Source organism: Idiomarina sp. (genome assembly GCF_019431395.1).
In the GTDB taxonomy this organism is placed as follows: Bacteria; Pseudomonadota; Gammaproteobacteria; order Enterobacterales; family Alteromonadaceae; genus Idiomarina.
This window is the reverse complement of sequence record NZ_CP080268.1, coordinates 682517-707159: the sequence shown is the minus strand read 5'-3', so window position 1 is coordinate 707159 and position 24643 is coordinate 682517. Positions and strand designations below refer to the sequence as shown.

Sequence of the window (24643 nt, the reverse complement as noted above, 5' to 3'; positions counted from 1 at the left end):
GCCCGGTTCGATAAATCGTTTCATGATTTACTGACGACGGTTCAGCTATTTTTATTCGTTGTGATTTAGCCGATGCCGTCTTTCACTCCAGTCAGGCAAGAATTTATCCATCAAAGCATAAAATCTTGCATTATGGTAGCGTTCGTACAGGTGAGTTAGCTCGTGCACCACGACGTATTCGAGGCTTTGCGGCGATTTTTTAACTAAGTCAAAGTTAAGCCAGATTTTCTTTGTTCGAATATTGCAACTCCCCCAGCGCGTTTTCATTTTGCGCACGCCAAAATCACTCGCTTGCACCTGCATTATGGGTTGCCAATGCAACAATAGCTCACTAATTTGCTGTTTCAGCTGGCTCCGGCACCAGCGCTCAAGTCGTTGTGTGACTGCGCTTTCGTCATCGGGCTGCGCTAGCTGTACGATGATTTCATCGTCAACGATAGTCACCTTGCTTGCACCTTGTCTTAATGCCAGCCGATAATCACGGCCGCGATAGGGAATCATTGCGCCATCGACGAGCGGTGCAGAAGCCAACTCCGGGCGCTCGGCAAACCGTTGCTGTTGTTCTGTTATCCATTCACTGCGGGACTCAATAATGGCGACGATATCTTCGTGTGGCCACTGCCGGGGCGCAGATACATGAACCTGGGTTGCGTTTTTGATCTTTAAATAGAGGTGTTTTGTGCGCTTTCGCTCAATCACAACCTGATGCGGTCCAATTTGCAAACTTCACCTCCGTTTAACTAGCGATCTTTTAACAACGCTTTGAGTTCCCGTATCTCACGTTGCAAATCAGCCATGCTCGGTTCCGGCTCCTGTTCACTGGCCAGTTCTTCGCGTAAGCGGTCAGCTTCGGCACGGCTCTCTTTATCCATCACGTTAACGACAATACCTATCACCATGTTTAAAAATGCAAACGCCGTTAAAAAGATAAACGACATGTAAAACATCCAGCTGAGTGGATACACTTCCATGGTTTCGTACTGAATATCAGTCCAGTCTTCGAAGGTCATCACCCGGAACAGCGTCAACATGGATATCGCGATGTTTTCCCACAAAAACGGATTGATATCAGCAAACAAATAACTGCCAACCGCTGCGTAAATGTAAAAAATGATGAACATTAACAGCACCACATAGCCCATCTGCGGCAAGGCTTTTAGCAGTGATGTAATCAGCGTGCGTAGTTCAGGGATTATGGAAATCATCCGCAGCACCCGGAAAATACGCACTAAGCGCGCTAACAGGGCTAGCTCAGAGTCGTTAACCGGAATTAAACTAACCACCACAACCAGGGTATCGAAAACATTCCAGCCGTTTTTAAAGAAATTACGTTTATCGTGGTCAGCAATAAAACGGATGCTAATTTCAACCACAAAGAATACCGTAATAAACCAATCCAGGCCGAGCAGCAGTTGGTTCATGATTCCCGGTAGTTCGTAGGTTTTCGCGCCAATTTCTAAGGCTGAAATAATAATCACGCTAATGACCGCAAATTCGAACAAACGGTTACTCTTTAGCGTTACCAGGCGACTTTTCAGATTCTCGTACATTAGCTTCTATTCACCTGCTTGGTAATCACACAAATAGCCAATACAACACACCGGCTAGCATTAGTCGGTAAATCACGTAAGGCCACATACCGAAAGCATTGAGCCACTTTAAAAATAAGTGAATTGCAGTAATGGCGGTAATAAACGATGCGATGCCACCAATTAAAAAGCCTGTCCAGTCAACCGCTATCGACTCGCTCCAGATGGTTAACAATTTAATTGATGCAGCCGCAATGGTTATCGGGATAGCCATAAAAAACGAAAATTTAGACGCCGTTTCGCGGTCTAACCCCATAAACAAGCCCGCAGTGATGGTAGCGCCTGAACGAGAGGTGCCCGGAATTAACGCCAATGCTTGAGCCAGCCCCACAATGATTGCATCTAACCAACCAATATCGGTGAGTTGCCGCTGGCCTCTGCCCCAACGATCGGCCGCTGCTAGTAGCACAGCGAAAACAACTGTGGTGGTAATAATCACACCCACCGCACGTAACACAGAGTCAATGTAATCAAGCAAGAACACGCCGGCAACGCAGGCGGGTATGGTGGCCATAACAACCATCCAGCCCAAGTGGCTTTGGCCGAGGTTACGCCGCGCGGGAATTGAGCGAAGCCCGTCAACAAGCAATGTTGCAACGTCTTTTCTGAAGTAAAGAACTACCGCAAGCAAGGTGCCGACATGCACTGATAAATCAAAACCGACGCCTTGGTCGCTCCAGCCCGTCAGCGCGGGCATTAAAATGAGGTGTGCCGAACTCGATATCGGCAAAAACTCAGTAATTCCCTGCACAATCCCTAGTATAATGGCTTGCCACAAATCCATGAGATACCCTGTAAAATCACGTGATACTGCAAAAATTTAGGCAGGCATTATAGACTGAATAAACAGCCAGCGTCATAGCTTTGCATGTAATTTTTTTACCACCGTATCGGCAGCTTTATCGTCCACTAAAAAGCAAAGATTATGATGACTAGCTCCCTGACACACCATACGGATAGTTGCCGGCGAAGCGGCTTGCAGAACACTCGGCGAAATATCGCCGAAATGACCGATGTCATTGCCGATGACAGCGATAAGAGTGAGTCCCGATTCAATATTAACGTGGGCAAACTGCTGCAATTCAGTCAGCATAGCCTCCGCTAACACGGTATCGCCATTAGCTTTAGAGCCTTCTTCATCCAGCGTAATGGCAATACTCACCTCAGACGTAGTAACCAGATCAACACTAACGTCGTAGCGCGCTAAAACATCAAATAGCCGCGCCAAAAAACCAGTAGCATGCAACATATCAACGCTATGCACAGTCAATAGTGTTTGATTTCTGCGCAGCGCCAGCGCTCTAATCGACGGCCTTTCAACCGGGGTGGCAGAAATCAAGGTTCCGCCCTGCTCGGGTTTGCGGCTATGACCGACAAAAACATCAATACCATGCTCTATAGCAGGCTTTAAGCTTTTAGGGTGTAACACTTTTGCGCCAAAAGTCGCCAGCTCAGCGGCTTCAGCAAAGCTGATTTCAGCTAATGGACGGGCATCTTCGCACACACGTGGATCGGTGGTGTAGATGCCTGCGACATCTGTCCAGATATTGAGGCGTTGCGCTTGCATAGCGGCCGCAAATAGCGCCGCGCTGTAATCACTGCCACCTCGACCCAACGTGGTGGTATAGCCCTCAGGCCCCGAACCAACAAACCCTTGCGTAACCATTGCATCACCCGCTTGCAAACGTTGCTGCAGTGGCTGACAGGCTTGTTGCATAGCAACCCAATCAGGACTTGCCTGACCATGGCGTCCATCGGTAGGTAAGAAGTCACGCGCGTCAACGCATGTTGCGCTGCCGTTGTACTGACGCCAGATTGCCGCAAACAACTCACTGGAACAGCGCTCACCAAAGCTTAAAATGAGATCGCGCCGGCGTAAAAGCGCTATTGTAGATGTCGGACACGGAGCGACAATAATGTCGATGAGTTGCTGATGCAGTTGCTGTAAAGCCTCGGTACAGCGCGTATCCACATGAGCCTGTTCGGCTATGTGTTGATGCCGCTGGATGATTTCATCAGCCAGCCGCTGACGTTCCACCAGCGTTTGTGATTCACTTATTGCAATAAGGCGATTGGTAATGCCTGCGCAAGCACTAACCACCACCAACGTAGGTGCTTTTTCTGCACAAATAATAGCGACGCATGCGCGAATCGCATCGGCATCGGCCATACTGGTGCCGCCAAACTTTGCGACTTGAATAATAGCGACCTGTTTAGATATGGGGGTTACTGACATGATCTGACCCTGAACAAAACAACACAACACAACGTTCAGAGAGCTTGCAACGATATACTGGCTACGTATAGAGGACTGCAGAAGCTCTCCACCAAATGGTGACAGCTACAGGTGTTCAAACCCGATAGCCGATAGCAACTTACCCCACAATTGCTACCTCGGCGGCCACTCCCCTGATTGAGTCACCCCGGGTGGGTTATTCTGACTCAACGACCTGAGTGCCGCGCCTCTTCCTGCGCTTAGTAAATCACAAATACTCTGCAAAAATCAATTCAAACTAACCGTTCAGGTGTACATTTCGATACGATTTCGACCATTATCTTTAGCTTTATAAAGTGCTTTATCGGCATGACCAAGCAGGGTTTCTGCATCGTAGCCCGGACGCCAAACTGCGATACCCCCACTAAAGGTTACCTCATGCTCACAAATTGGCGTGTCCGCAATAAGTTCCCGTAGCCGCTCGGCTAATTGGTATGCTTGCCGGCTACTGGTATTGGGCATCAGTACGGCAAATTCCTCGCCACCCCAGCGTGCCAGAAAGTCCTCACTACGTAGGTTTTGCTGTAAATAAGTTGCCAATGACTGCAACACAGAATCACCAAATAGATGCCCAAACTGATCATTTACGCGTTTAAAATGATCAATATCGACAAGCAGCAACGCAAACGGCTGTTGTTTGCGCTCAGCATCAACAACGTATTTATGTAACTGTTGGTCGAAACGCTGACGGTTGTTCAACCCTGTTAACTTATCCGTGTTAGCGATGATTTCTAGCTGTTCACGGTTTTGCTGTAACTGCAACATAGCATCAGCTCGGGTACGTTCATAAAACCTGAACAGCATGATGTGTGCAATCAGCACTTCAATAACGTTCAATACACCGCCAAGTGATAGTTGGTATGTGAGACCCGCCTGAACATGCCCGTATACGATATAGGTGGCATAGCTAAAGAATACGATGGATACCAGGGTTCCCATGCTGCGGCCAAGCAGAAAAAATGCCACGGGCGGTATTAACGTTGCCCATACGATACCGTAGTTATTACCACTCCAGACCGTCAGGAACGCCCAAATAATTGTGATGAACAGGATGGTTACTGCCCAGCCTGCCACTTTTACATTCCCTGTTTTACGAAAATACCAGTAAATACAGAGCGATAACGTTAAGCCGATAGCATCAATAAAGGCGATTTCTTTAGCATCGAAAAGAAATAGGTTCAGCGCGGTAACAACGCCGGCAAGTATGCAGACAAATAGAAGTAAGTGATAAATGAGCTTGGCACGGTGAAAGTCGCCGTGATGGCGTGGAATATGAGAAAAGTTTTTATACCAAAACGACAACATAAGATACTGATACCTCGATAGAAGTATCAGTATCTTTTAGGTATTTGAGCATTAAGTCAAATAAAACTTATTTCTTTTTCAGTGAATTCATATCAATTACAAAGCGGTATTTTACGTCGCCTTTCTTCATTCGCTCATAAGCTTCATTGATGTTCTCGATATCAAGCATTTCGACATCACAGTGAATGCCATGCTCACCGCAAAAGTCGAGCATTTCCTGAGTCTCAGGTAACCCACCGATTAACGATCCAGCAATGACGCGACGCTTTAAGACCAGCGCCCCCGCCTCTAGCGGCGGTTCAACTGATTCAAGTAAACCAACAATGATGTGTGTGCCATCATACTTCAAACAGTTTAAATACGGGTTCAGGTCATGTTTTACCGGCACCGTATCAAGCATGAAGTCAAAGCTTTCAGCAACATCCTGCATTTGTTGTTCGTCAGTCGAGATCACCACATGATCAGCGCCCTGCTTTTTCGCTTCTTTCACTTTAGATTCAGAGCGAGTAAAGATGGTCACTTCTGCCCCTAATGCCTTAGCAAACTTAACGCCCATATGGCCTAAGCCGCCCATGCCAATAACGCCCACTTTGTCACCTTTTTTTACACCATAATGACGCAGCGGTGAATAAGTCGTTATACCGGCACATAGCAATGGCGCGGCTTTAGCCGGATCAAGCGACTCCGGTACTTTTACGACAAAACGATCGCTGACGACGATACCTTCTGAGTATCCACCATAAGTAACCGAGCCATCGTGCAGGTCTTCGCCGTTATAAGTTGGTACCATGCCGTTTAAGCAATACTGCTCCAAGCCATCATGACAAGCTGAACAGTCACGGCATGAATCAACCAGGCAACCTACGCCAACCGTGTCCCCCGGTTTGTACGCTGTCACCTTAGCGCCTACCTCAGTAACCCGGCCGATAATTTCGTGCCCGGGTACGACAGGATAGACAGAGACACCCCAGACAATTTCAACATAGTGAATATCGGTGTGGCAGACACCGCAATAATCAATCTCAATCGCGACGTCATCATCTCTCAATTGACGACGCTCAATCGGATGCTCGGCCAGACCTGAGGTTTCCGATTTTGCTGCATAAGCTTTTACCATAATGAAATTCCTTATTTGAGGGTGTAACTGAACACAACTGCAATGTAATACTAATAAGGCATGGCAATGGATCCATAGCAAACGTTGCATCTAGCTGCATCGCGGCATACTATGAAATCTTTACAATAAAAATAATAGTGTTTCACATGCGTCAGGTGTTCTTCTTTTTTACTGTTTTATCCATTGTTTTAGCGGTTACCAGTTCGCCGCGCGTTCATGCGCAATCCGATGCACAGTATAACTTACCTGACCTGGCAGACAGCAATTCGTTACAACACTATGTACGGCAGGTTTGGACGACTCGTGAAGGGTTGCCGCACAATTCAGTCAATGCCATGGTACAGGATCAAAGCGGCTACCTGTGGCTGGGCACCTGGCAAGGCCCCACGCGCTTCAATGGCCGGGATTTTGAAATTTTTGACGATGTAAGAGTTACCGGCCTACCTGATATTGGTATTTATACCGTCGCACTCAACCGATGCAATGGCAGTTTGTACGTGGGTGGTGCACGCGGCGGCATCAGCCGTTATGACGAGGGTAGTTGGCGCGAACTGGAGCCGGCTCCGCCCTTTATCAACCAGCTTTCAATTGATGACCAATGCAACTTATGGGTGGCGAGCAGCGAACAAGGATTGCTGTTTTATGAAAATGACGAACGCTCGGTAGCTTTTACCACAGAGCACGGACTGCCCTCCAATGCGGTTTACCAAAGTGTCATCGACGCTAACGACAACCTTTGGGTCGCGACCAATAAAGGACTCGCTGTAAAAACAGCCAACAGCACACAGTTTACTGTAATTGATTCAGTGCCGGGTAACTTGATCCGAGAGTTGCATTTGGGTCCTGATGACAAATTGCTGGTCGGCACAGAACAAGGTCTTTATCGACAACAATCAGATAACGACTTCGTACCTTTTATACCAGAGTTGAAAGCAAGTATCAGCACCATTCACCACAGCCCTGATGGCTACCTATGGATCGGCACCTATCGTCAGGGTGTATGGCGCTATGACGGTCGTAGGCTAGATTCACTCAACGTTGAAAACGGTTTACCAAACAACCACGTGTTGGATATACAAAATGACCATGAGGGAAGTATCTGGGTATCTACCCACGGTGGTCTGGTTCAATTTCGTGATGCGTTATTCAACACCTACTCTAAAGCCCATGGCTTAGCTGGCAACTACGTTAGAGCCGTTTATCAGTGGCAAGGTGCCTTGTATGTTGGTACCAGCAATGGTGTCAGTCGTATCGATGCCGAGGGCGTTCACACTGTTGGCCCTGCTACTGACATTCCTAATCAATCGGTTCTATCGCTGGCAGAGTATCAGGGCAACCTGGTTATCGGTACCTACACTGGCGGAGCATATGTCTGGAACGGAAACACGATAGTTGAGCATTGGCACAGCGAAAACATTCTGCCGGACAATGAAGTTCGGCAAATCGCAGTGCACCCGGACATAGGAATTGTAATGGGCGGCCCCGGTGGCCTAACCCATATCCATAACGACAATATCAGCTACGTCACCCAGGTTGATGGCCTTAAAAATAACTACACCACGGCACTATCGTTCGATCACCAGGGCCAGCTTTGGGCAGGCTCTGTCAGCGGGGTTGTTAAGATAGCCTTGCAGAATAATGGCGATCACTTTAGTTACCAAATTGAACCGGTAGACCTGTCGACATTAAATGATGCCGAATTGGTGTTTCAAATTCAGGAGTACCAGGGGTACCTATGGTTTGCCAGCGATCGAGGGCTTATTATCTACAACGCGGATGACGATAGTTGGCGTATTTTTAATCGCGATACTGGTTTACCTTTTGATAATTATTTATCCGTCGCCTTTGATGGAGCCGCAAATCTGTGGTTGGGAACTAACCGCGGTGCACTTTTAATCCCCCATGATGCGTTTACCGCGACTTTGAGCAATCCGCAAAAGCCACTCATCTATCACCGCTATACCGAGGTCGATGGCATGAGTAACTCACAGGTCAATAGCGGTGGTCCCGCCCTGTTTAGAACCAGTGACGGGAATTTATGGTTTGCCACGGCGACCGGGGTATCTGTAATTGACCCGGGCTCGATCAGTAAACTTGCGGCAACGCCTCCGCCAACCGTTATTGCTACTGTTACCGCGGATGGCGAGACACTGAGCTATGGCGAGCGCGTGGCAGCCGACACCCAGCGTCTTGCTTTTGATTACGCAGGGCTGGGTTACTTGATGTCAGAACAGATACGCTATCAAGTACGATTGGTCGGTTTTGATCAAGATTGGGTAAACAAAGGTCGTTTTACTACCGCAGAATACACCGCCCTGCCAGCCGATGATTATTTATTTCAGGTGCGAGCAGCCTACCCCGGCGGAGAATGGAGTAAACCCGCGACATTTGCATTTAGCCAATCAGAACACTTCTGGCAACGACCAATGACCTGGCTATTATTAGGGCTAGGCACTCTCTTGTTGGCCGGGTTTATTGTTCGCGCTCGACTGCGTTATTTGGATCGCAGCCGACAGCGGCTTGAAGCAATGGTAAAAGAAAAAACCACGGAGTTAGAAGCTATCGCACGCCAGGATCCGTTAACAGGATTGGGCAACCGCCGCGCATTTGATGAGCGTTTAAAACTCGAAGTTAAACGCAGTGCCCGTTCTGGTGGCTTACTATCCTTAGCCATTATCGACGTAGATTATTTTAAACAGGTTAACGACGAGTTTTTACATACCATTGGTGACCAGGTACTGATAGAGCTTGCCAGACGCTTGCGGCGAATACTTCGGGATATTGACTACGCTGCCCGCTGGGGTGGAGAAGAGTTTGCCGTGCTGCTGCCCGATACAGGCTTAGAACAAGCCTATGATGCAGCAGAGCGAATACGACTGGCGATAGAACGCCATGATTTTTCACACTTAATCGGTGATAAGCAATTAACTGTCAGTATTGGCGTTGCAAGTAATCAACACTATCCCGATCACAGCAGTCTGCTTGTTGCTGCCGATAAAGCGCTTTACGAGGCCAAGAATAAAGGCCGAAACCGAACCGAGAAGAAATAAAAGCGCGGTACCTCTGGCCACCTGGAGCAGCAAGTACAGCGCCGGATTATGTAACGAGATTCATAGTAAATGTTCTACCGGCAGGCGCGCTGTAAGCCACACCATCAAACGGCGCGCCACACCAGCTTTGGGTTCGCGGTAGTAACGCCTGGCCGGCACACAGCTTTTATCCAGCCAGTAAAGTTTATAAAAGCGGTTGAGCCGTGGTTGAAAGGTTTTAAACGGCAACTCATTGGCAAACATAGCATTGATTTGTTTGGCTATAGTTGCCGAGGCAATTACCAGTCCGGCCTCGGTGTTTATCTGCGCCGAGCGTGGGTCGAAATTGAACGAACCGACAAACACCTGGCGTTCATCGACAGTGATAGTTTTTGCATGCAAACTGGTCGCTGAGCGGCGAAAATAGGGCAGGACTTTCTTCTGCTCCTGTGTATCTTCCAACCGCCGTAACTCATAGAGTTTTATGCCTGCCATTAATAAACGCCGACGACTGCGTTGATAACCGGCATGTACCGCCGGCACATCGGTAGCAGCCAGTGAGTTGGTCAATACCTGAATATCAACGCCCTGCTCGCTCAACTGCTCAAGCTCCTTCACGCCGTTGGAAGTAGGAACAAAATAAGGAGATACCATGCGCAGTTGCTGTTTTGCCTGACCCAAAACGCGTGTCATCTGTTGTGTGACCAAACGTAACGGTTTGCGGTCGATACTGGCCTTCAGCGGGTCGTCACTAACCCAGTTAGCTTGCGCCTCAATCCATTGACGTTGCGTCAAATTGGTACTCAAGGGGTCGTTTAGTACATAATCTCGCAATTGTTGTACTTGTATCTGTTGCTGATGGCGTTGCCAACGTTGCAGAAAGGCTTCGGTCGGACTGCGACCGGGAATATTTGCAATATCAACCGCCAGGTCGCAACCCCAGTAACTTGCCCAGTCTTGCTGTATTTGCCTTACGACGTCGCCCTGCACGAGTACATCTAAATCCGAAAATAACTCGCCCGCATGCACACCAAAGTACTCATCACCGACATTGCGGCCGCCGACAATTGCCATGCTGTTATCGATAACCATCGCTTTGTTATGCATGCGTCGGTTAACCCGTTTAAAATCGAGAAAGTAATTGAGCCAACGTAACCGTCGGTGGCGTAACGGGTTAAAAAGCTTAACCGCAAAATTGGGTAAACGCTGCAAATCACGAAGCAGCCGCTCGACGGCACTACTATGAAAATCATCCAGCAATAAGCTGACCTTCACGCCACGGCGACTTGCTTTGACCAATTCATTCAGCAACGTAAGCCCGCTTAAATCATCGCGCCACAAGTAGTATTGCAGATTAATACTCTGCTGCGCCTGTCGGCACAACCGTATCCGCTCAAGTAAGCTTTCATGCGCTGTCTCCAGCAGTAAAAATTGCGCCGCCAGCATTTTCGTCATTTGATTAACTCGGTCGCACGTTGCAAACCCGCCAGGGTAAGCGGTTGCATTCGTCCCTGCATGATTTCATGAAGCATTTGAATTGAAGGATAATAGCGCCAATGTGACGACGGCTGCGGATTAAGCCAGACGGCGTTAGCGAACTTCTTCAGCAGACGTCGCAACCATACTTCGCCGGGCTCCTCGTTCCAATGTTCAACACTTCCGCCCGGATAAGCAATCTCGTATGGGCCCATGGTAGCATCACCGACCAACACCAGTTTGTAATCCTCGCCGTAGGTTTGGATAACTTGTTCAGTCGGCACTTGTTCACTACGGCGCCGGCGATTAGTCCGCCATAAGCCCTCATAGGGGCAATTATGAAAATAAAACAGTTCAAGATGCCTGAACTCATTTTTAAGTGCAGTAAACAGTTGTTCTACCTGGTAAACGTGGTCATCCATCGAACCGCCGACATCAATTAGTAGCAATAATTTAATCGCATTGTGCCGCTCAGCCTGCCATTGCAGATCCAGCAGCCCACCCTGACGAGCTGTAGCCGTCAATGTCGCATCAATATCAAGTTCGGTTGGCGCGCCAGTGCGGGCAAACTGCCGTAAATTACGCAACGCAATTTGGAAGCCGCGCTGCTCAAGTTGCGCCTCGTCATCAAGATCGCTGAATTCACGTTTGTCCCATACTTTTGCCGCGCTACGATTACGGTTACCCTGCTGCCCGACTCGAATACCGCCCGGGTGATAGCCATAAGCTCCAAACGGTGAGGTTCCGCCTGTGCCAATCCATTTAGAGCCCCCCTGATGGCGCTCCTGCTGCTCTTGTAAGCGCTCCTGAAATGTTTTTAATAACTCATCGAGCGACCCGAGTTGCTTAATTTTTTCTTTGTCCTCAGCCGAAAACTCACGTTTTAGTGCATCTTCGAGCCACTCTTTGGGTATACTTTCTGCGATATCCGTATTTTTAACGCGCTCAACATAAGCCGCAAAGGCACGATCAAAACGATCGTAAAAACGCTCGTCTTTAACCAGTATCATGCGACTCATATGGTAAAACTGATCAACATCGGCAAAAATCACGCGTTGCTCAAGTGCCTGCAATAAATCGAGCCACTCGGTGATCGTTGTTTTTACCCCTGCTCCACGCAGCAGCTGAAAAAACTCAATTAACACGACGCAGCCGTTCGATTAACTCAACATCCTGCTCGTGTTTTAATAACGCGCCGGTTAACGGCATGGCACTTTGTCGTTGTCGAGACTCAGCCAGTTGTTGTGCGCTGATATCTTCAGCAAGTAACAACCGCAACCAATCCAGCAGTTCTGATGTTGATGGTTTTTTCTTTAAACCCGGCGTGTGTCGCAGTTCAAAAAACATTCCCAGCGCTTCATTCAATAACTTTTGCTGTAGGTCGGGAAAATGCACCTGCGCAATTTGCGCCAGCGTGTCCTCGTCGGGGAACTGAATAAAATGGAAAAAACAACGCCGTAAAAATGCGTCCGGTAAGGCTTTTTCATTGTTTGACGTTATCAACACGATAGGACGTTGCTTTGCCTCGATATGCTCACCCGTCTCGTAAACGTGAAAAGCCATTTGGTCGAGTTCATGTAATAAGTCATTCGGAAACTCAATATCGGCTTTGTCAATTTCGTCGATGAGTAGCACCGGTCGCTGTTCGGCGGTGAACGCCTGCCACAGTTTGCCCGGACGAATATAGTTGCTGATATCATGCACCTTATCGCTGCCAAGTTGACTGTCGCGTAGCCGTGAAACCGCATCATATTCGTACAATCCCTGTTGAGCCTTAGTGGTCGACTTTATCGACCACTGAATAAGATTGGTGCCTAATGACGTTGCCAGTTCCTGCGCCAGCCGGGTTTTGCCGGTTCCCGGTTCGCCTTTTAACAATAGCGGTTTTTGTAAGGTTACAGCGGCATTGACTGCGCTGGCTAACTGCTCAGAAACGATATAGCTATCGGTGCTACGAAATGCCATGTTGAGTCCTGTTTTTGGTGGTACTAATGCGCGTTAGTACACGCGCGAGATCTTCTTTCACAAAAGGTTTCGTTACGTAGTCGTCCATCCCCGAATGCAGCGCCTGGGTGCGTGTTTCCGGGAATGCATTCGCGGTTAACGCAAAAATATGCGGTTGTTTAACATCCGTTAATTGGCGTATTTTTCTGGTCGTTTCCATGCCATCCATCACCGGCATGTGCAAATCCATAAAAATGGCATCGTAGGCAGTCTGCCCTAATCGCTCAATCGCCATTGCACCACTGGTCACCGCATCAACTTGCTGTCCCAGTGTTCGCAGCATCTCACAAACAATCATTTGATTAATGGTGTTATCGTCAACCACTAAAATAGCAAACTTTTCTATCTCTGGTAGCGGCAGTTCTGACAGCTCCTGCTCATTAGGCGCCGCGCCAAGGTGCACACTCATTGGCAGGCATACGGTAAAACAAGATCCCTCGCCTGGTTCGCTGTCTACCTGAATTGTTCCGCTTAGTAACTGCACCAGATTACGCACAATAGCCAAACCCAGGCCGCTGCCTTGTTGCGATCGGGTTAAGCCATCGTCCTCTTGTTCAAACAGCTGCCAGATCCGCTGGGTATCGCGAATACCAGCACCGCTATCGATAACGCTAATTTCCAGCTCGCCCCGACGCTGAGTTTCCGGTAGCCAACGTGCCCGCAAACAAATTTGGCCCTGTTCGGTAAACTTAATTGCGTTGCTGACCAGGTTACTAATAATTTGAATAATCCGGGTATGATCCATGATGGTTTGCTTGGGTAACTGATCACTGATATCCAGCTTAAATTGCAAACCTTTCTCGCTAACTCGTTGCTCAAATAACGAAGCCACGTGCTGCAAAATCCGTTCAACGCTGTGGGTTCCGAGCTTAATTTTTAATTGCCCTTCCTCTGCCCGGGTTAAATCTAATAAGTCGTTGAGCGTATTTAACAGGTAGTCTCCGCTGTTTTTTATGGTTTTTAATAATCGCTTCTGATAATCCGTAACCTGTGTATTTTCCAGTACTGACGCTAAGCCGAGAATACCATGCAGCGGTGTTCGAACCTCGTGAGACATATTGGCCAAAAATACGTTTTTTGCATGCGCTACGCGACGCGCATCGATCTCGGCTTGTTTTTGCTCAGTAACATCAGTCACAGTGCCCGCGTAACGTGTCGCCCGCCCCTGATTGTCACGTTCGATAATTCGGCCACGATCCAGTACATAAACCCAACGGCCGGAGCGGTGCAATATACGATGCTCACTCTCGTAAAACGGCGTAATACCATCTAAGTGGTCTTTAATGGAACGCCATACACGGTCATAGTCATCGGGGTGCAGGCGGCTTGACCAGGTTTCCACCTGTTTCTCTAGCTCATCGGGTTCATAACCGAACATTTTTGCCCAACGCTCGTTAAATCGCGTTTCATTGGTCTGTGGATTCCACTCCCAGGTACCCAGCCGTGTTGCATCGAGTAGTAACGACAAGCGGTTGCGTTCTGTTTCGAGTTTTAATTCCAGCGCCTTGCGCTCGGTAATATCAATTAAATAGCCAAACAGAACATTAATGCCCTTCTGCTCGTCACGTTTAACCACTGTGGTATCGGTTACCCACACATAATGCCCGTCTCGATGACGTATACGGTAGTCCTGATGAGTAAGGCGATAATCGGTTTTTCCTGACTTCAGCAATTCGACTTCGTCATTAACACGCGCTAAATCATCCTCGTGGATAAGGTATTTAAATTGCACCTCGCGGTTAAGAAACTGCGCCTTGCTGTAGCCAAATACGGTGGCAACGTTATCCGAAACATAACGTACCGGCCATAGCTCGGTATCTTCCCAGACAAACAGCGTCAACCCCGTACCAGCATTGATCAGCTGTTCAAGGTTTTGATTAGTAACGGGTTCAGGCTGGCCTATTGATTTACTCATGGCTGATATGTTGCTTTACTCAACAACTGCGCTAAGGGTACACTGAGATTAACAATAAAAATAACGAACATACAGTTTACGATAAAAATTCATGGCAACGGACGTCAATCAGTGGCAAACACAGCTTCTAGAACAAGTCGATAAGCTCATCGCTGTCGCACGTCAGCAGCTGGTGCAACAACAACCGCGCGATGTTAAAGTGCGGGGGCCCGAGTATTGGCAGCGTTATGCCAAACATCATTATGTAAAAGCTGCCGAACTGATTAAACACTCCCCTTTTGACGCCGCTAAACACTTTCGTCGTGCGGCTTTGCTGGGTCACGGTAAGGCGATGCTCTATCTCGGCCAATTGTTTTTACAGGGTGAACACTTACCGGCAAGTCCTTTTCACGCATGTTGTTGGCTAACGTTAGCCGAAAAAGCAGGACAGCCGACAGCCTCTAAACTGCTCGAGCAATTAACCCCGCGCCTGACCGCACATGAAATCAATCTTGCCCGACGCCTAGCTGCCGAACGCTTCGAACAACTCTGCGACGCCAGCTTTACTCATAGCAACTAAATCCAAGGCTACTGCCACAATTGTAAGCGCTGTTTGATTTTGCCACTGGCAATCAGTTCGGCAAGTTCTTCACCCAACGCCTGCCCTGCCGCTATTGCTTTGCGCCAATAGTCAATACGCTCCGCCACCGGCAGTTTCTGAAAATCTGTACGATCCGGTATTTTGCCGTAAGGCAGTGACCGTACAAACTCATCCGTGGGAGATATAAAAACAACGTTTGGCCACTGCTTGCCGCTGGTGCGACGTTTTTTTAGACGCTTATCAAACCACCCCGGGATCGCCTCGGAATGAAAGTGCGGATAAAGCACCAAGCCGTTAACCCGCGACAAGTCGAGGTCAAAATGATAGTCGGTAATACCGCCATCACGATACATACCCGCCGGCGCTCCCGGTATATCCTTAACGCCCTCTAACACTAAAGGAATCGAACCCGTTGCCAATAAAGCCGGGGCAAAATTTTGCTGACTCAGCGACACAAAACGTGTAGGTAAATCATCCCAGTGCTTACAAAAATCGAGATCCGACTGGGGATGATGAAACATCACGCGTTCGTAATATCGACCCAGCGCGCGCCGATTAACCGAGTTAGCCAACGCTGATGATAATAATCCCCATAGTTGTCGACGACCTTCTGAGGCAGTACTCCGTAAACAGCGAGCGACAATAAAGTGATGCTGTACGTTAGTCTGGTTAAGGATCGAAGTCACCGCATGGTCAGGGACGTATTCCGCCAACAGCTTTTTGGCCTCGGTAGTAATTTCGGCGCGATCCGGGTTTTCACTATAGGTCTGGGTGCTATACAAGCGCGCAAACAATTCGCTGGCAGCTACCGGATCAGGCTGTCCCAACGCCGCAAAACGCCAAGCGCCCGCCGACGTCCCCAGGGTCTTTAACGGTTGCTCCTTGCCGGCAAAAAAATCGCCAAATAAAAACCGATCTAATCCCTGCAATATAAACCACTTCGGCCCACCCGACGCGCCTAATAATAAGTCTACATCGTTGGCCTGCAGACCCTGCTGCTTGATATGTTCGTAGGCGCTTGCGCCAGCTCGTATAGTTAACAATGGCGTGCTCATAACATCCTGTCTTTTATAATTGTTTTTTACGTTCGGCTAAAACACCAAGTAGTAGTAAAATGGCGAGCGTTGCAGGTGCAGTTAGATGCAACGGAATACCGTGCAACCATGACGACAACAGTGGTGTAAACCAAATCAATAAATAGCCATAGCCAAAGGCACAAACCAACACAAAGATAGCCGCACGAAACACAAAATGTAACCCTGATATTTGCCGGCGAATCACCTGATTGACTTCGTTGCCATAGATAACCAGTAAGGTCGCAACAATCATAGTGGCGATTTGGTATAAATGAGGCCGAACCATTAGGCCTAGCTCGTTTAATAACTGCAACACGTTGTATCCTATTACTTATTGTTACTTTCTCTGCGCCAGCGAGTATACGATTTTTTAAAACATGACGCATCTAAAGCTGGTCGCACGTAACGACTGGGTTTGTTATTATCGGCACCATCGTAGCCATTATATGAGTTAACCAACAGATGAAATTTATTTCTTTTAACATCAACGGTATTCGCGCTCGCCTTCACCAATTACAGGCGTTAATCGAAAAACATCAGCCTGACGTTATCGGCTTACAGGAAACCAAAGTCCACGATGACCAGTTTCCACTTAGCGACGTTGAAGCCATGGGCTATCACGTTATTTATCATGGTCAAAAAGGCCATTATGGCGTCGCCTTAATGAGCAAAAAGCCATTGCAAAATCCGCAGTTTGGTTTTCCTACCGACGACGATGAAGCCCAGCGTCGAATGATTATGGGCGACTATCCGTTAGACGACGGTCGCAGCGTTCGCGTGCTCAATGGTTACTTCCCGCAAGGCGAGAGCCGTGACCACCCAACTAAGTTTCCTGCTAAAGAAAAGTTCTATCAGGACTTAATGGCGTATTTAGAAAACTCACTGGATGCCAGCGAGCCGGTCATTATCATGGGTGACATGAATATCTCTCATCAGGATATCGATATTGGTATCGGTGAACAAAACATGAAGCGCTGGTTAAGAACGGGTAAATGTAGCTTCTTACCTGAAGAACGTGACTGGCTTAACCGTTTGCTTGATTGGGGGCTAACCGATACTTATCGTAACCAGTACCCGGACGACACCAATGAATACAGCTGGTTTGATTATCGCTCACGTGGCTTCGACGATAACCGTGGCTTACGTATTGATTTGATCCTCGCCACCCGGGCATTGGCCGAAAACTGTATAGATAGCGGTATTGATTACGAGCTACGCGGCATAGAGAAGCCGTCCGATCATGCGCCGATTTGGAGTTCATTTAGCGTCTAAACGGCGGTAACCATCAAATGACCTGGGTCATTCATGGGGCGGCGCTACTCGTTGTCCTCCTCAGCATAATGAACAGCAACTGGGCTTTGCTTCGGCAGAGCTCACTGTTGCAGCATCTCAGCCTGGGAGGTATGGCGGTACTCAGCTTTATCTGGACGTTTTCGGCCGAGCTAGAGCAAGGTCTTAGCATTCACTTCCTTGGAGTTACCGCATTAACCTTAATGTTAGGTTTTCGCCGTGCTGTGGTAGTCGGAGCGGGCATCGTGTTGCTAAACCTTTGGGTTAGCTCCTATTCTTTAAGCAGCATTTCTGCACTTTACTTAAGTCATATCGTTGTTCCGGCACTTGTAACTTACGTGGCGTATGCGATTGTGTACCATCGGCTCCCCCGCCATCCGTTTGTTTATATCTTCGTAAATGCCTTTATTACCGCAGCTAGTGCGATTGCTGCCGCGCACATGGCACACGCAACCTGGGCACTGAGCAGTGGTTATCTGAGTTGGGATAATATCTGGCAAAACTATTTGGTCATCACGCCACTCGTTATGTTCCCGGAGGCACTACTGAACGGGATGGCAGTTACGCTGATGGTGGTTTACAAGCCAGAGTGGCTAAAAACCTTCAGTGACCCAGTCTATATTGACGGCAATTAGTGCTCATGAGGCGGCAGGGTGTCCAACGCCTTACGAATAATAACACCCAGGTCATAATAGTCGGGGCCTTTTCTGCCCTGCGGCTGACACACCTCACCACTAGCCTTTAGCTTGTTCTGTAGCTCTTTATACCAAGCTTTTAAGCGCGGTGATAACGGTTGCCGCGCGCGCCACCCCAGCCAGTAGACCCCCTGTAGCGGCAATGACAGCATGATAAGCGAAAGCAAAATCCCCTGCGCCAACTGCTCTGTGGGCATAAACTGATAAAACAATGCACTATTTAATACTGCAATCGCAGGTGTCCAACGTTCACCTAATCGCGTAACTGGAATAACACGCGACTCTGTGAAAGCTGCGGTGACAGAATGGTGTGGCCAAACCTTTGCGTAATCCCGACCGTCTTTTAACACCGTAATAAAACTTCGCTTCATAATACCTCGCACTCATTGTGGCGTTATTATAAACAATATCGGAATGATTGTACGATTACTGCACAAAAGATTTTTTCTTTAAAATTCAATGATATAACAACTTACATTACCGTAGTGCACAAAGATATCCACAGATAATGTGGATACAGTTGCAGGGACTGCCAAGGTTTGCCAATATACCGTTTTATTCTGGTACTAAGCGAGTGATGACGTTGCCAACTGAGCTACTACCGATCACATCCCCTGCGAATGGTCGATTCTGCACGGTCGATGAACATGCATCCGCGTTTTCACGCAATCAGCTATTTGGCCAGGGTCCAATGATTGACGTCACCAGCAACCAAATCGTTGCGCCTTTTAACGCCACCGTTAAAACAATCAGCAGCAGCGGCGACTTTATGCAGCTCATGGCAATGGGTGTCAGTGCAGCAGTCACATTAACGCTCATGTTTGGACATGGCGAACACTTTCAGGTACATCAAGCGCTTAGCCGGCACGTCCGCGACGGTGATACGGTGAACAAAGGTCAGTCGTTATTAACCCTCAACCAGGCGCTTTTGCGCGCAGGAGAGCCACACCAGTCTCGCTTAAGTCTTTTTATACAATGCCCGGCAACCTTAACCTGGCCAACTTCCGGCACAGCCACTGCGCTGGACAGCATTATTTTTGAAGAGGAACAAGACAAATTATGATGACGGTTTTCGGTATTAAAAACTGCGATACAGTTAAAAAAGCAACCGCCTGGCTCGAGCAAAATAACATTGCTTACACCTTTCACGATGTTCGCCAGCACCCTGTAGATGTTGATACCGTATTGGCGTGGCTGCAACAGGTGCCCGCCGAGAAACTCGTGAATAAGCGCAGCACAACCTGGCGCCAACTGACGGATGAGCAACGCCAACTGAACAGTGATGACGCCGCGGCGCAGCTTATTGTCGATAATCCAACCTTGTTTAAGCGGCCGCTGGTTGAAGATACCCAGGGTATACACGTTGGCTTTAAAGCAGACGACTGGCAAACTCGATACCAATAATCAGGAATCACGTTATGAGTGAAACGTTAGCGCTGGCAAAAGACTTAATTGCCAGACCCTCGATAACACCGGCTGATGAAGGCTGCCAACGCGTGATTGCAGAACGGCTGGCTGCATTGGGCTTTGATTGCGAAACCTTGGTTTTTGAGGACACCACAAACCTGTGGGCGCGTCGCGGAACCGGCAAGCCGGTTTTTTGCTTTGCCGGCCATACTGACGTAGTCCCACCCGGTGATCCGAATGACTGGGACACGCCTCCGTTCGAGCCAACGCTAAAAGACGGAATGCTTTATGGTCGGGGCGCGGCAGATATGAAAGGCAGTCTGGCGGCAATGGTAGTCGCCGTTGAGCAGTTTCTGGCCAAAAATCCGCAACCATTGCCCTTCGATCTTGCCTTTTTAATTACCAGCGATGAAGAGGGTCCGTTTATTAACGGCACTAAACGCGTCATTGAGACACTGGAGCAGCGCAACGAAAAAATTACCTGGTGTATTGTCGGTGAACCGTCCAGTACCGATCGCGTTGCCGATATTATCAAAAATGGTCGTCGTGGCAGTTTAACAGGTGACTTAGTAGTGCATGGCATACAAGGCCATGTTGCCTATCCTCATATGGCACAAAACCCGGTTCACGAAGCAGCGATCGCACTGCATGAGCTGGCATCTGAACAATGGGATAATGGCAACAGCTATTTTCCACCGACAACGTTTCAAATATCGAATATTCATGCGGGTACCGGTGCAGGCAACGTCATTCCCGGCCGCTTAGACGTGCAATTCAACTTTCGTTTTTCTACTGAGTTAACTGCAGCACAAATTAAGCAGCGGGTTAGCGAGCTTCTTGATCGCCATAAGTTGAATTATCAACTTACCTGGAAACTCAATGGACCACCCTTTTTAACTGAGCCCGGCACCCTCGTTGACGCTGTGCAAACGGCAATTAGCCAGCAGTGTCAGCAACCGGCAACGTTGTCCACCGCCGGCGGCACATCAGACGGTCGCTTTATCGCGCCAACCGGCGCGCAAGTTATCGAGTTAGGCCCCGTCAACGCAACCATCCATAAGGTCAATGAGTGTGTCAACGTCGATGACCTGGACAAGCTAACGGCTATTTACTGCCATACACTGGTTGCGCTTAATCAAAGCCTGGATCAATCATGACCATGCCCCAGTTGTCATTGTCAGTACAGCAACTCTGCGGACAAGATCAGAGCCATGTGGTTGCTATACCCGCAGAGAATGGCTTGCTTCACCCGTCAACTGTATCGGCATACCTTGAGATGCGTGCCGCGGCGAAAAGTCAGGGCATAATTTTAGCAATCGCCTCCGGCTTTCGCTCATTTGAACGCCAACTGAGTATTTGGAATCGGAAATGGTCGGGAGCGCTCATGCTTCGCGATCAATCTGGCCGGGAGCTGGACGTAACTGCATTAACAGATGATGAAAAGTTGGCCGCGATCCTTCACTGGTCGGCATTGCCGGGCTCTAGCCGTCATCATTGGGGAACCGACCTAGACGTTTATGATCCTACTGAATTTACCAACACCGATCGTCAATTACAGTTAGTCCCGTCTGAATATTGCGACCCGCAGGGGCCTTGCTTCTCGCTTTGGCAATGGCTGACAGAACACGCCAGTGAATTTGGCTTTTTCTTCCCTTATGCGCGGTATCAGGGCGGCGTTGCGCAAGAGCCCTGGCATTTAAGTTACCGGCCGCTCAGTTGCCGGCTATTACCTCAGCTGACACCAGCCGTACTCAAACAGATAATAGCATCGACAGACATCGCCGGGCAGTCAGCGATTTTGGCTAGTATCGATCAAATTCACCAACAATACATTGATAACATTTGCGAGGACAACGGATGGACCAATACATGGTGTGGCTACTCATCCTTTTAGTGATTGGCGTAATCGTAAGTAATTTGATGGTGCTTAAATACACCAGTAAGTTCAAATGGCCGGGCAATAAAAAGCCGGATGAAAAAAATTCACCCGGCAATAACAGCGACGAAAATAAAGGTGACGACTAGCTAAGTTCTACACCCAGACGCTGAGCGACTTCACGGTATGCCTCAACGACACCGCCCAAGCCCTGACGGAAGCGGTCTTTGTCGAGTTTTTCGCGTGTTTTAGCGTCCCACAAGCGGCAGCCGTCTGGGGTAAATTCATCGCCCAGCACCAACTGCCCGTCGACTACACCAAATTCAAGCTTGTAATCCACCAACAGTAAACCAGCCTGTTCAAACAGCGATTTAAGTACCGAATTGACTTTGAACGTGAGGGTTTTCATTTGCTCTATTTGCTCTTTGCTTGCCCAGCCAAAAGCCTGTATATGATACTCGTTAACCATCGGGTCATGCAGCGCATCGTTCTTCAGGAAGAACTCAAACGTTGGTGGATTCAGTTCCTTACCTTCCTCTACGCCCAAACGGCGAACCAGAGAGCCTGCCGCAATATTGCGAACAACGCACTCAACCGGGATCATATCCAGTTTTTTAACCAGTGACTCATTGTCACTCAACAGTTTGTCCAGTTGCGTCGGAATACCCGCCTCTTCCAGCCGCGTCATAATAAAATGATTAAAGCGGTTGTTCACCATGCCCTTGTCGTCGAGTTGCTCGACCTTCTCGCCATCAAAGGCTGAGGTGTCGTTGCGAAACTCTAAAACCAATCGGTTGGGATCATCGGTTTGGTAAACAGTTTTTGCTTTGCCGCGGTACAACTCACTGCGTTTTTCCATGACTGGACAGACCCTTATATTAACGTTGATTTTGCTCTTGCAAGGCAGTTGCAAAAGCGTCTTCGATAGCCTGTAACCAGGCTGCTGGTACCACTTCGCCATCTTTGACGACAGTCATCGCGGTATCATCATTATATTCTACCAAACGAACTTCGTATTCGCCTTCTTCAACATCAAGCGCATCGTAATCATCGCCGCCCATAAAGAGGAAGCCGCTGTCAGGTGCACTGTATTCGACAAAATACGTTCCTGCATCACGGTTAAGGTCATCAACAGTCAAGCCGATAGCCTCTAATGCTAGTCCGGCAAGCGGCCAGGCATTCTCAAAGTTCATGCCGATAATAAAGGCAGGTTCCTGATTGTTATTAGAAGCCAACGATAAAGGCACGACCTGATTACCCTGATCAAGCACCGCTTGTTGCTGCAGACGATTGACCTCAGAGATGATTGCGTTGAGCAGCATGACTTCGGTATTGGTTTGGCGAATGTCTGACATTGCCACCGTCTGGCCATCTTGTTGCTCTGTCGCGTCAACTAGATCAATGGTCAGTGAGGTTGTACGTTGATGTTCTGCCGGCTGCTGTTGTAACTGGTAGCGGAACGAACGCTGTAACTGACGCGTTTCACTATCAGTAAAGTCCCAGAAGCTGGTATCGTCATCAATCTCCACGGCACGGCTTACAGGTTCAGTTAACCAGCGATGTTCCGCTTGCTGTTGCCAGCTAATGCCACGACGCTCTAAAACACGCTCCGCCGCTCGCCAGACGAAATCAGCAACTGAACGTCCCATACCGTCGACGACATCAAAATACACCGTAGATTGTTGTTCATTCTCCAGCACGCGACTACCCAAGGCTACCGGTCGCACTAAACGCGGGGACATGACATTGACGTTGCCACCAACAGCACCGGGATACTGCTTCTCGGTTTCTACGCGATAGTCTCCAGGGTTAGCTGGCTGTTCTAATTGTCCGGGAATGGTTAACGACGCTGACTGATTGATTTCAACATAATCAAAGTCACCACTAGCCTGCTCTTTTGGCCCACTTGAACACGCTGAAACAGCGATGGTTGCGGCTACAACAGTAGCAACGCGCGTAAATTTCATTATGACTCCTGAGAATTTAATAAATCGAGGTCGGCAAGTACCGCTTCTATTTTTTCTTGGCTATGCGCTTCCGGTGGTGTTAATGGCAGTCGGTAATTAGCGCTACACCAACCCATTAGCGCCAATGCCCACTTAACCGGTATCGGGTTAGATTCAATAAATAGCACCTGATGCAACGCGTCCAGCTCAGCATCGATTTGCTCAGCAGCACTGCGGTCTCCCGAAGTGGCAGCACTAACCAGCGCTTTCATCTTAGCCGGAACAACATTGGCGGTTACACTGATGACCCCATCACCACCGGCTAACATAAATTCACGCGCAGTTGGGTCATCACCACTTAGCAATATGAACTCATCACCACAGCGCTGTCTTAATTCCTGCACGCGCGCAACATCGCCGGTGGCCTCTTTGATACCCACGATGTTGTCGATTGTTGCCAACGCTTCAATCATATCGGGTGTCATATCCAATGCGGTACGACCCGGCACATTGTACAAAATTTGCGGTTTATCGCTTGCTTCAGCGCAGGCTTTGTAATGCGCAACCAGCCCCGCAAGCGAGGGCTTGTTGTAATAAGGGGTAACGTTTAGAAATCCGTCGACGCCCAGGTGACTCATCTTCTCCGTCAACTGAACCGCTTCACTGGTCGAGTTAGAACCGTTTCCGCCAATGACGCTAATGCGCCCATCAGCCAGCTCGACCATTGCGCTGACAACATCAATATGCTCTTCATGGCTTAACGTCGTCGATTCTCCGGTGGTCCCTACCGCTACGATAGCGTCGGTGCCTGCCTCACAATGGCGATTAACTAAATATTCCAGCTCGCTGTAATCGATATTCCCATATTTGGTAAAAGGCGTGACCAACGCGACGATACTACCCTTTAGCATATCTGCTCCGTTTAAAAATTTTCGGCTTCTAATGGTAAAGGTACACCACCATAAAGACAAGACTAGGAACATAGCTAAGCACTTTGGTTCCATCTATTTTTAATCCAAAACCTGCTAATGTATCCTATAACAAAAAGCGGATATGTAATTGC

General features: G+C 48.5%; 25 protein-coding genes and 1 riboswitch. Of the genes, 9 read left to right on the top strand and 16 right to left on the bottom strand.

Features of this window, described 5'->3' with window-relative positions; genetic code table 11:
- Positions 1-51: 51 nt before the first annotated feature.
- The 6 genes from KZ771_RS03495 to KZ771_RS03470 all read right to left on the bottom strand — a co-directional run bounded on the left by KZ771_RS03495 (position 52) and on the right by KZ771_RS03470 (position 6286).
- Positions 52-723, bottom strand: coding sequence for a SprT family zinc-dependent metalloprotease (locus KZ771_RS03495; RefSeq protein WP_290654352.1), 672 nt, complete (start codon positions 721-723; stop codon positions 52-54).
- A 17-nt stretch (positions 724-740) separates the two neighbouring features.
- Positions 741-1550, bottom strand: a complete 810-nt coding sequence (locus tag KZ771_RS03490; protein ID WP_133539228.1) for an ion transporter — start codon at positions 1548-1550, stop codon at positions 741-743.
- Between the two features lie 25 nt (positions 1551-1575).
- Entirely contained in the window at positions 1576-2373 is a 798-nt protein-coding gene (locus KZ771_RS03485; protein WP_290654351.1) for an undecaprenyl-diphosphate phosphatase, read from the bottom strand.
- 72 nt (positions 2374-2445) lie between these two features.
- Positions 2446-3825 carry a lysine-sensitive aspartokinase 3 gene (lysC, locus tag KZ771_RS03480; protein ID WP_290654350.1) on the bottom strand — a complete coding sequence of 460 codons (1380 nt, stop codon included), beginning with the start codon at positions 3823-3825 and terminating at the stop codon, positions 2446-2448.
- A gap of 73 nt (positions 3826-3898) precedes the next feature.
- A riboswitch (Lysine riboswitch) is annotated at positions 3899-4065 on the bottom strand.
- A 45-nt stretch (positions 4066-4110) separates the two neighbouring features.
- Complete coding sequence (locus KZ771_RS03475; protein WP_133539231.1) at positions 4111-5169, bottom strand: diguanylate cyclase; 1059 nt, start codon at positions 5167-5169, stop codon at positions 4111-4113.
- Between the two features lie 67 nt (positions 5170-5236).
- Entirely contained in the window at positions 5237-6286 is a 1050-nt protein-coding gene (locus tag KZ771_RS03470; RefSeq protein ID WP_290654349.1) for an NAD(P)-dependent alcohol dehydrogenase, read from the bottom strand.
- 146 nt (positions 6287-6432) lie between these two features.
- Here KZ771_RS03470 and KZ771_RS03465 point away from each other — a divergent pair, with 146 nt between their 5' ends.
- A complete protein-coding gene (locus KZ771_RS03465; RefSeq protein WP_290654348.1) occupies positions 6433-9336 on the top strand; it encodes a ligand-binding sensor domain-containing diguanylate cyclase in 2904 nt (967 codons plus the stop codon).
- A gap of 60 nt (positions 9337-9396) precedes the next feature.
- Here the strand turns inward: KZ771_RS03465 and KZ771_RS03460 are convergent, their stop codons facing one another.
- Genes KZ771_RS03460 through KZ771_RS03445 form a run of 4 tightly spaced genes read right to left on the bottom strand, consistent with a single transcriptional unit; the run spans position 9397 to position 14710 of the window.
- A complete protein-coding gene (locus KZ771_RS03460; protein WP_133539234.1) occupies positions 9397-10770 on the bottom strand; it encodes a phospholipase D family protein in 1374 nt (457 codons plus the stop codon).
- Positions 10767-11936 (bottom strand): VWA domain-containing protein, encoded by a 1170-nt coding sequence (locus tag KZ771_RS03455; RefSeq protein ID WP_133539235.1) that lies wholly within the window; start codon positions 11934-11936, stop codon positions 10767-10769. The genes KZ771_RS03460 and KZ771_RS03455 overlap by 4 nt, the downstream gene beginning before the upstream one ends.
- A complete protein-coding gene (locus KZ771_RS03450; protein WP_133539236.1) occupies positions 11926-12756 on the bottom strand; it encodes a MoxR family ATPase in 831 nt (276 codons plus the stop codon). The genes KZ771_RS03455 and KZ771_RS03450 overlap by 11 nt, the downstream gene beginning before the upstream one ends.
- Positions 12743-14710 (bottom strand): PAS domain-containing protein, encoded by a 1968-nt coding sequence (locus tag KZ771_RS03445; RefSeq protein ID WP_290654347.1) that lies wholly within the window; start codon positions 14708-14710, stop codon positions 12743-12745. Before KZ771_RS03445 ends, KZ771_RS03450 begins: the two co-directional genes overlap by 14 nt.
- A gap of 91 nt (positions 14711-14801) precedes the next feature.
- Between KZ771_RS03445 and KZ771_RS03440 the strand changes: the two genes are divergently transcribed.
- Entirely contained in the window at positions 14802-15269 is a 468-nt protein-coding gene (locus KZ771_RS03440; protein ID WP_133539238.1) for a hypothetical protein, read from the top strand.
- A gap of 8 nt (positions 15270-15277) precedes the next feature.
- Here the strand turns inward: KZ771_RS03440 and KZ771_RS03435 are convergent, their stop codons facing one another.
- Together KZ771_RS03435 and KZ771_RS03430 are read right to left on the bottom strand one after the other, a co-directional pair.
- Positions 15278-16345, bottom strand: coding sequence for an alpha/beta hydrolase (locus KZ771_RS03435; protein WP_290569378.1), 1068 nt, complete (start codon positions 16343-16345; stop codon positions 15278-15280).
- A 13-nt stretch (positions 16346-16358) separates the two neighbouring features.
- Positions 16359-16682 (bottom strand): DUF3392 family protein, encoded by a 324-nt coding sequence (locus KZ771_RS03430; RefSeq protein WP_133539240.1) that lies wholly within the window; start codon positions 16680-16682, stop codon positions 16359-16361.
- 146 nt (positions 16683-16828) lie between these two features.
- Here KZ771_RS03430 and xthA point away from each other — a divergent pair, with 146 nt between their 5' ends.
- Entirely contained in the window at positions 16829-17638 is an 810-nt protein-coding gene (xthA, locus tag KZ771_RS03425; protein WP_290569374.1) for an exodeoxyribonuclease III, read from the top strand.
- A gap of 17 nt (positions 17639-17655) precedes the next feature.
- A complete protein-coding gene (locus KZ771_RS03420) occupies positions 17656-18291 on the top strand; it encodes an energy-coupling factor ABC transporter permease (protein WP_133539242.1) in 636 nt (211 codons plus the stop codon).
- Here the strand turns inward: KZ771_RS03420 and yfbV are convergent.
- Positions 18288-18722, bottom strand: a complete 435-nt coding sequence (yfbV, locus tag KZ771_RS03415; protein WP_133539243.1) for a terminus macrodomain insulation protein YfbV — start codon at positions 18720-18722, stop codon at positions 18288-18290. The two genes, KZ771_RS03420 and yfbV, sit on opposite strands and share 4 nt — an antisense overlap.
- Before the next feature lie 137 nt (positions 18723-18859).
- On the opposite strand from yfbV, the gene KZ771_RS03410 reads away from it, so the two are divergent.
- Genes KZ771_RS03410 through KZ771_RS03390 form a run of 5 tightly spaced genes read left to right on the top strand, consistent with a single transcriptional unit; the run spans position 18860 to position 21783 of the window.
- Entirely contained in the window at positions 18860-19414 is a 555-nt protein-coding gene (locus tag KZ771_RS03410; RefSeq protein ID WP_290569373.1) for a PTS glucose transporter subunit IIA, read from the top strand.
- Positions 19411-19755, top strand: a complete 345-nt coding sequence (locus KZ771_RS03405; RefSeq protein WP_290654346.1) for an arsenate reductase — start codon at positions 19411-19413, stop codon at positions 19753-19755. Before KZ771_RS03410 ends, KZ771_RS03405 begins: the two co-directional genes overlap by 4 nt.
- Before the next feature lie 14 nt (positions 19756-19769).
- A complete protein-coding gene (gene dapE / locus KZ771_RS03400) occupies positions 19770-20915 on the top strand; it encodes a succinyl-diaminopimelate desuccinylase (RefSeq protein ID WP_290569369.1) in 1146 nt (381 codons plus the stop codon).
- The gene (locus KZ771_RS03395) at positions 20912-21652 is read left to right on the top strand and encodes a M15 family metallopeptidase (RefSeq protein ID WP_290569366.1); all 741 of its coding nucleotides are present in this window, start codon (positions 20912-20914) and stop codon (positions 21650-21652) included. The genes dapE and KZ771_RS03395 overlap by 4 nt, the downstream gene beginning before the upstream one ends.
- Complete coding sequence (locus tag KZ771_RS03390) at positions 21616-21783, top strand: DUF2897 family protein (protein ID WP_290569364.1); 168 nt, start codon at positions 21616-21618, stop codon at positions 21781-21783. Before KZ771_RS03395 ends, KZ771_RS03390 begins: the two co-directional genes overlap by 37 nt.
- Here the strand turns inward: KZ771_RS03390 and purC are convergent.
- The 3 genes from purC to dapA are packed head-to-tail and all read right to left on the bottom strand — an operon-like array spanning position 21780 to position 24491.
- Positions 21780-22493, bottom strand: a complete 714-nt coding sequence (purC, locus tag KZ771_RS03385; protein ID WP_290569362.1) for a phosphoribosylaminoimidazolesuccinocarboxamide synthase — start codon at positions 22491-22493, stop codon at positions 21780-21782. The two genes, KZ771_RS03390 and purC, sit on opposite strands and share 4 nt — an antisense overlap.
- 19 nt (positions 22494-22512) lie before the next feature.
- Positions 22513-23601, bottom strand: coding sequence for an outer membrane protein assembly factor BamC (gene bamC / locus KZ771_RS03380; RefSeq protein ID WP_290654345.1), 1089 nt, complete (start codon positions 23599-23601; stop codon positions 22513-22515).
- Positions 23601-24491, bottom strand: a complete 891-nt coding sequence (dapA, locus tag KZ771_RS03375) for a 4-hydroxy-tetrahydrodipicolinate synthase (protein WP_133539250.1) — start codon at positions 24489-24491, stop codon at positions 23601-23603. Before dapA ends, bamC begins: the two co-directional genes overlap by 1 nt.
- Positions 24492-24643 lie beyond the last annotated feature (152 nt).

Bases quoted from the DNA above. Each gene is read 5' to 3' on its own strand.
- KZ771_RS03490 (WP_133539228.1), bottom strand. From the start codon at position 1,550: ATGTACGAGAATCTGAAAAGTCGCCTGGTAACGCTAAAGAGTAACCGT.
- KZ771_RS03485 (WP_290654351.1), bottom strand. From the start codon at position 2,373: ATGGATTTGTGGCAAGCCATTATACTAGGGATTGTGCAGGGAATTACT.
- lysC (WP_290654350.1), bottom strand. From the start codon at position 3,825: ATGTCAGTAACCCCCATATCTAAACAGGTCGCTATTATTCAAGTCGCA.
- KZ771_RS03475 (WP_133539231.1), bottom strand. From the start codon at position 5,169: ATGTTGTCGTTTTGGTATAAAAACTTTTCTCATATTCCACGCCATCAC.
- KZ771_RS03470 (WP_290654349.1), bottom strand. From the start codon at position 6,286: ATGGTAAAAGCTTATGCAGCAAAATCGGAAACCTCAGGTCTGGCCGAG.
- KZ771_RS03465 (WP_290654348.1), top strand. From the start codon at position 6,433: ATGCGTCAGGTGTTCTTCTTTTTTACTGTTTTATCCATTGTTTTAGCG.
- KZ771_RS03460 (WP_133539234.1), bottom strand. From the start codon at position 10,770: ATGACGAAAATGCTGGCGGCGCAATTTTTACTGCTGGAGACAGCGCAT.
- KZ771_RS03450 (WP_133539236.1), bottom strand. From the start codon at position 12,756: ATGGCATTTCGTAGCACCGATAGCTATATCGTTTCTGAGCAGTTAGCC.
- KZ771_RS03445 (WP_290654347.1), bottom strand. From the start codon at position 14,710: ATGAGTAAATCAATAGGCCAGCCTGAACCCGTTACTAATCAAAACCTT.
- KZ771_RS03440 (WP_133539238.1), top strand. From the start codon at position 14,802: ATGGCAACGGACGTCAATCAGTGGCAAACACAGCTTCTAGAACAAGTC.
- KZ771_RS03435 (WP_290569378.1), bottom strand. From the start codon at position 16,345: ATGAGCACGCCATTGTTAACTATACGAGCTGGCGCAAGCGCCTACGAA.
- xthA (WP_290569374.1), top strand. From the start codon at position 16,829: ATGAAATTTATTTCTTTTAACATCAACGGTATTCGCGCTCGCCTTCAC.
- KZ771_RS03420 (WP_133539242.1), top strand. From the start codon at position 17,656: ATGACCTGGGTCATTCATGGGGCGGCGCTACTCGTTGTCCTCCTCAGC.
- yfbV (WP_133539243.1), bottom strand. From the start codon at position 18,722: ATGAAGCGAAGTTTTATTACGGTGTTAAAAGACGGTCGGGATTACGCA.
- KZ771_RS03410 (WP_290569373.1), top strand. From the start codon at position 18,860: ATGTGGATACAGTTGCAGGGACTGCCAAGGTTTGCCAATATACCGTTT.
- KZ771_RS03405 (WP_290654346.1), top strand. From the start codon at position 19,411: ATGATGACGGTTTTCGGTATTAAAAACTGCGATACAGTTAAAAAAGCA.
- dapE (WP_290569369.1), top strand. From the start codon at position 19,770: ATGAGTGAAACGTTAGCGCTGGCAAAAGACTTAATTGCCAGACCCTCG.
- KZ771_RS03395 (WP_290569366.1), top strand. From the start codon at position 20,912: ATGACCATGCCCCAGTTGTCATTGTCAGTACAGCAACTCTGCGGACAA.
- KZ771_RS03390 (WP_290569364.1), top strand. From the start codon at position 21,616: ATGGACCAATACATGGTGTGGCTACTCATCCTTTTAGTGATTGGCGTA.
- purC (WP_290569362.1), bottom strand. From the start codon at position 22,493: ATGGAAAAACGCAGTGAGTTGTACCGCGGCAAAGCAAAAACTGTTTAC.
- bamC (WP_290654345.1), bottom strand. From the start codon at position 23,601: ATGAAATTTACGCGCGTTGCTACTGTTGTAGCCGCAACCATCGCTGTT.
- dapA (WP_133539250.1), bottom strand. From the start codon at position 24,491: ATGCTAAAGGGTAGTATCGTCGCGTTGGTCACGCCTTTTACCAAATAT.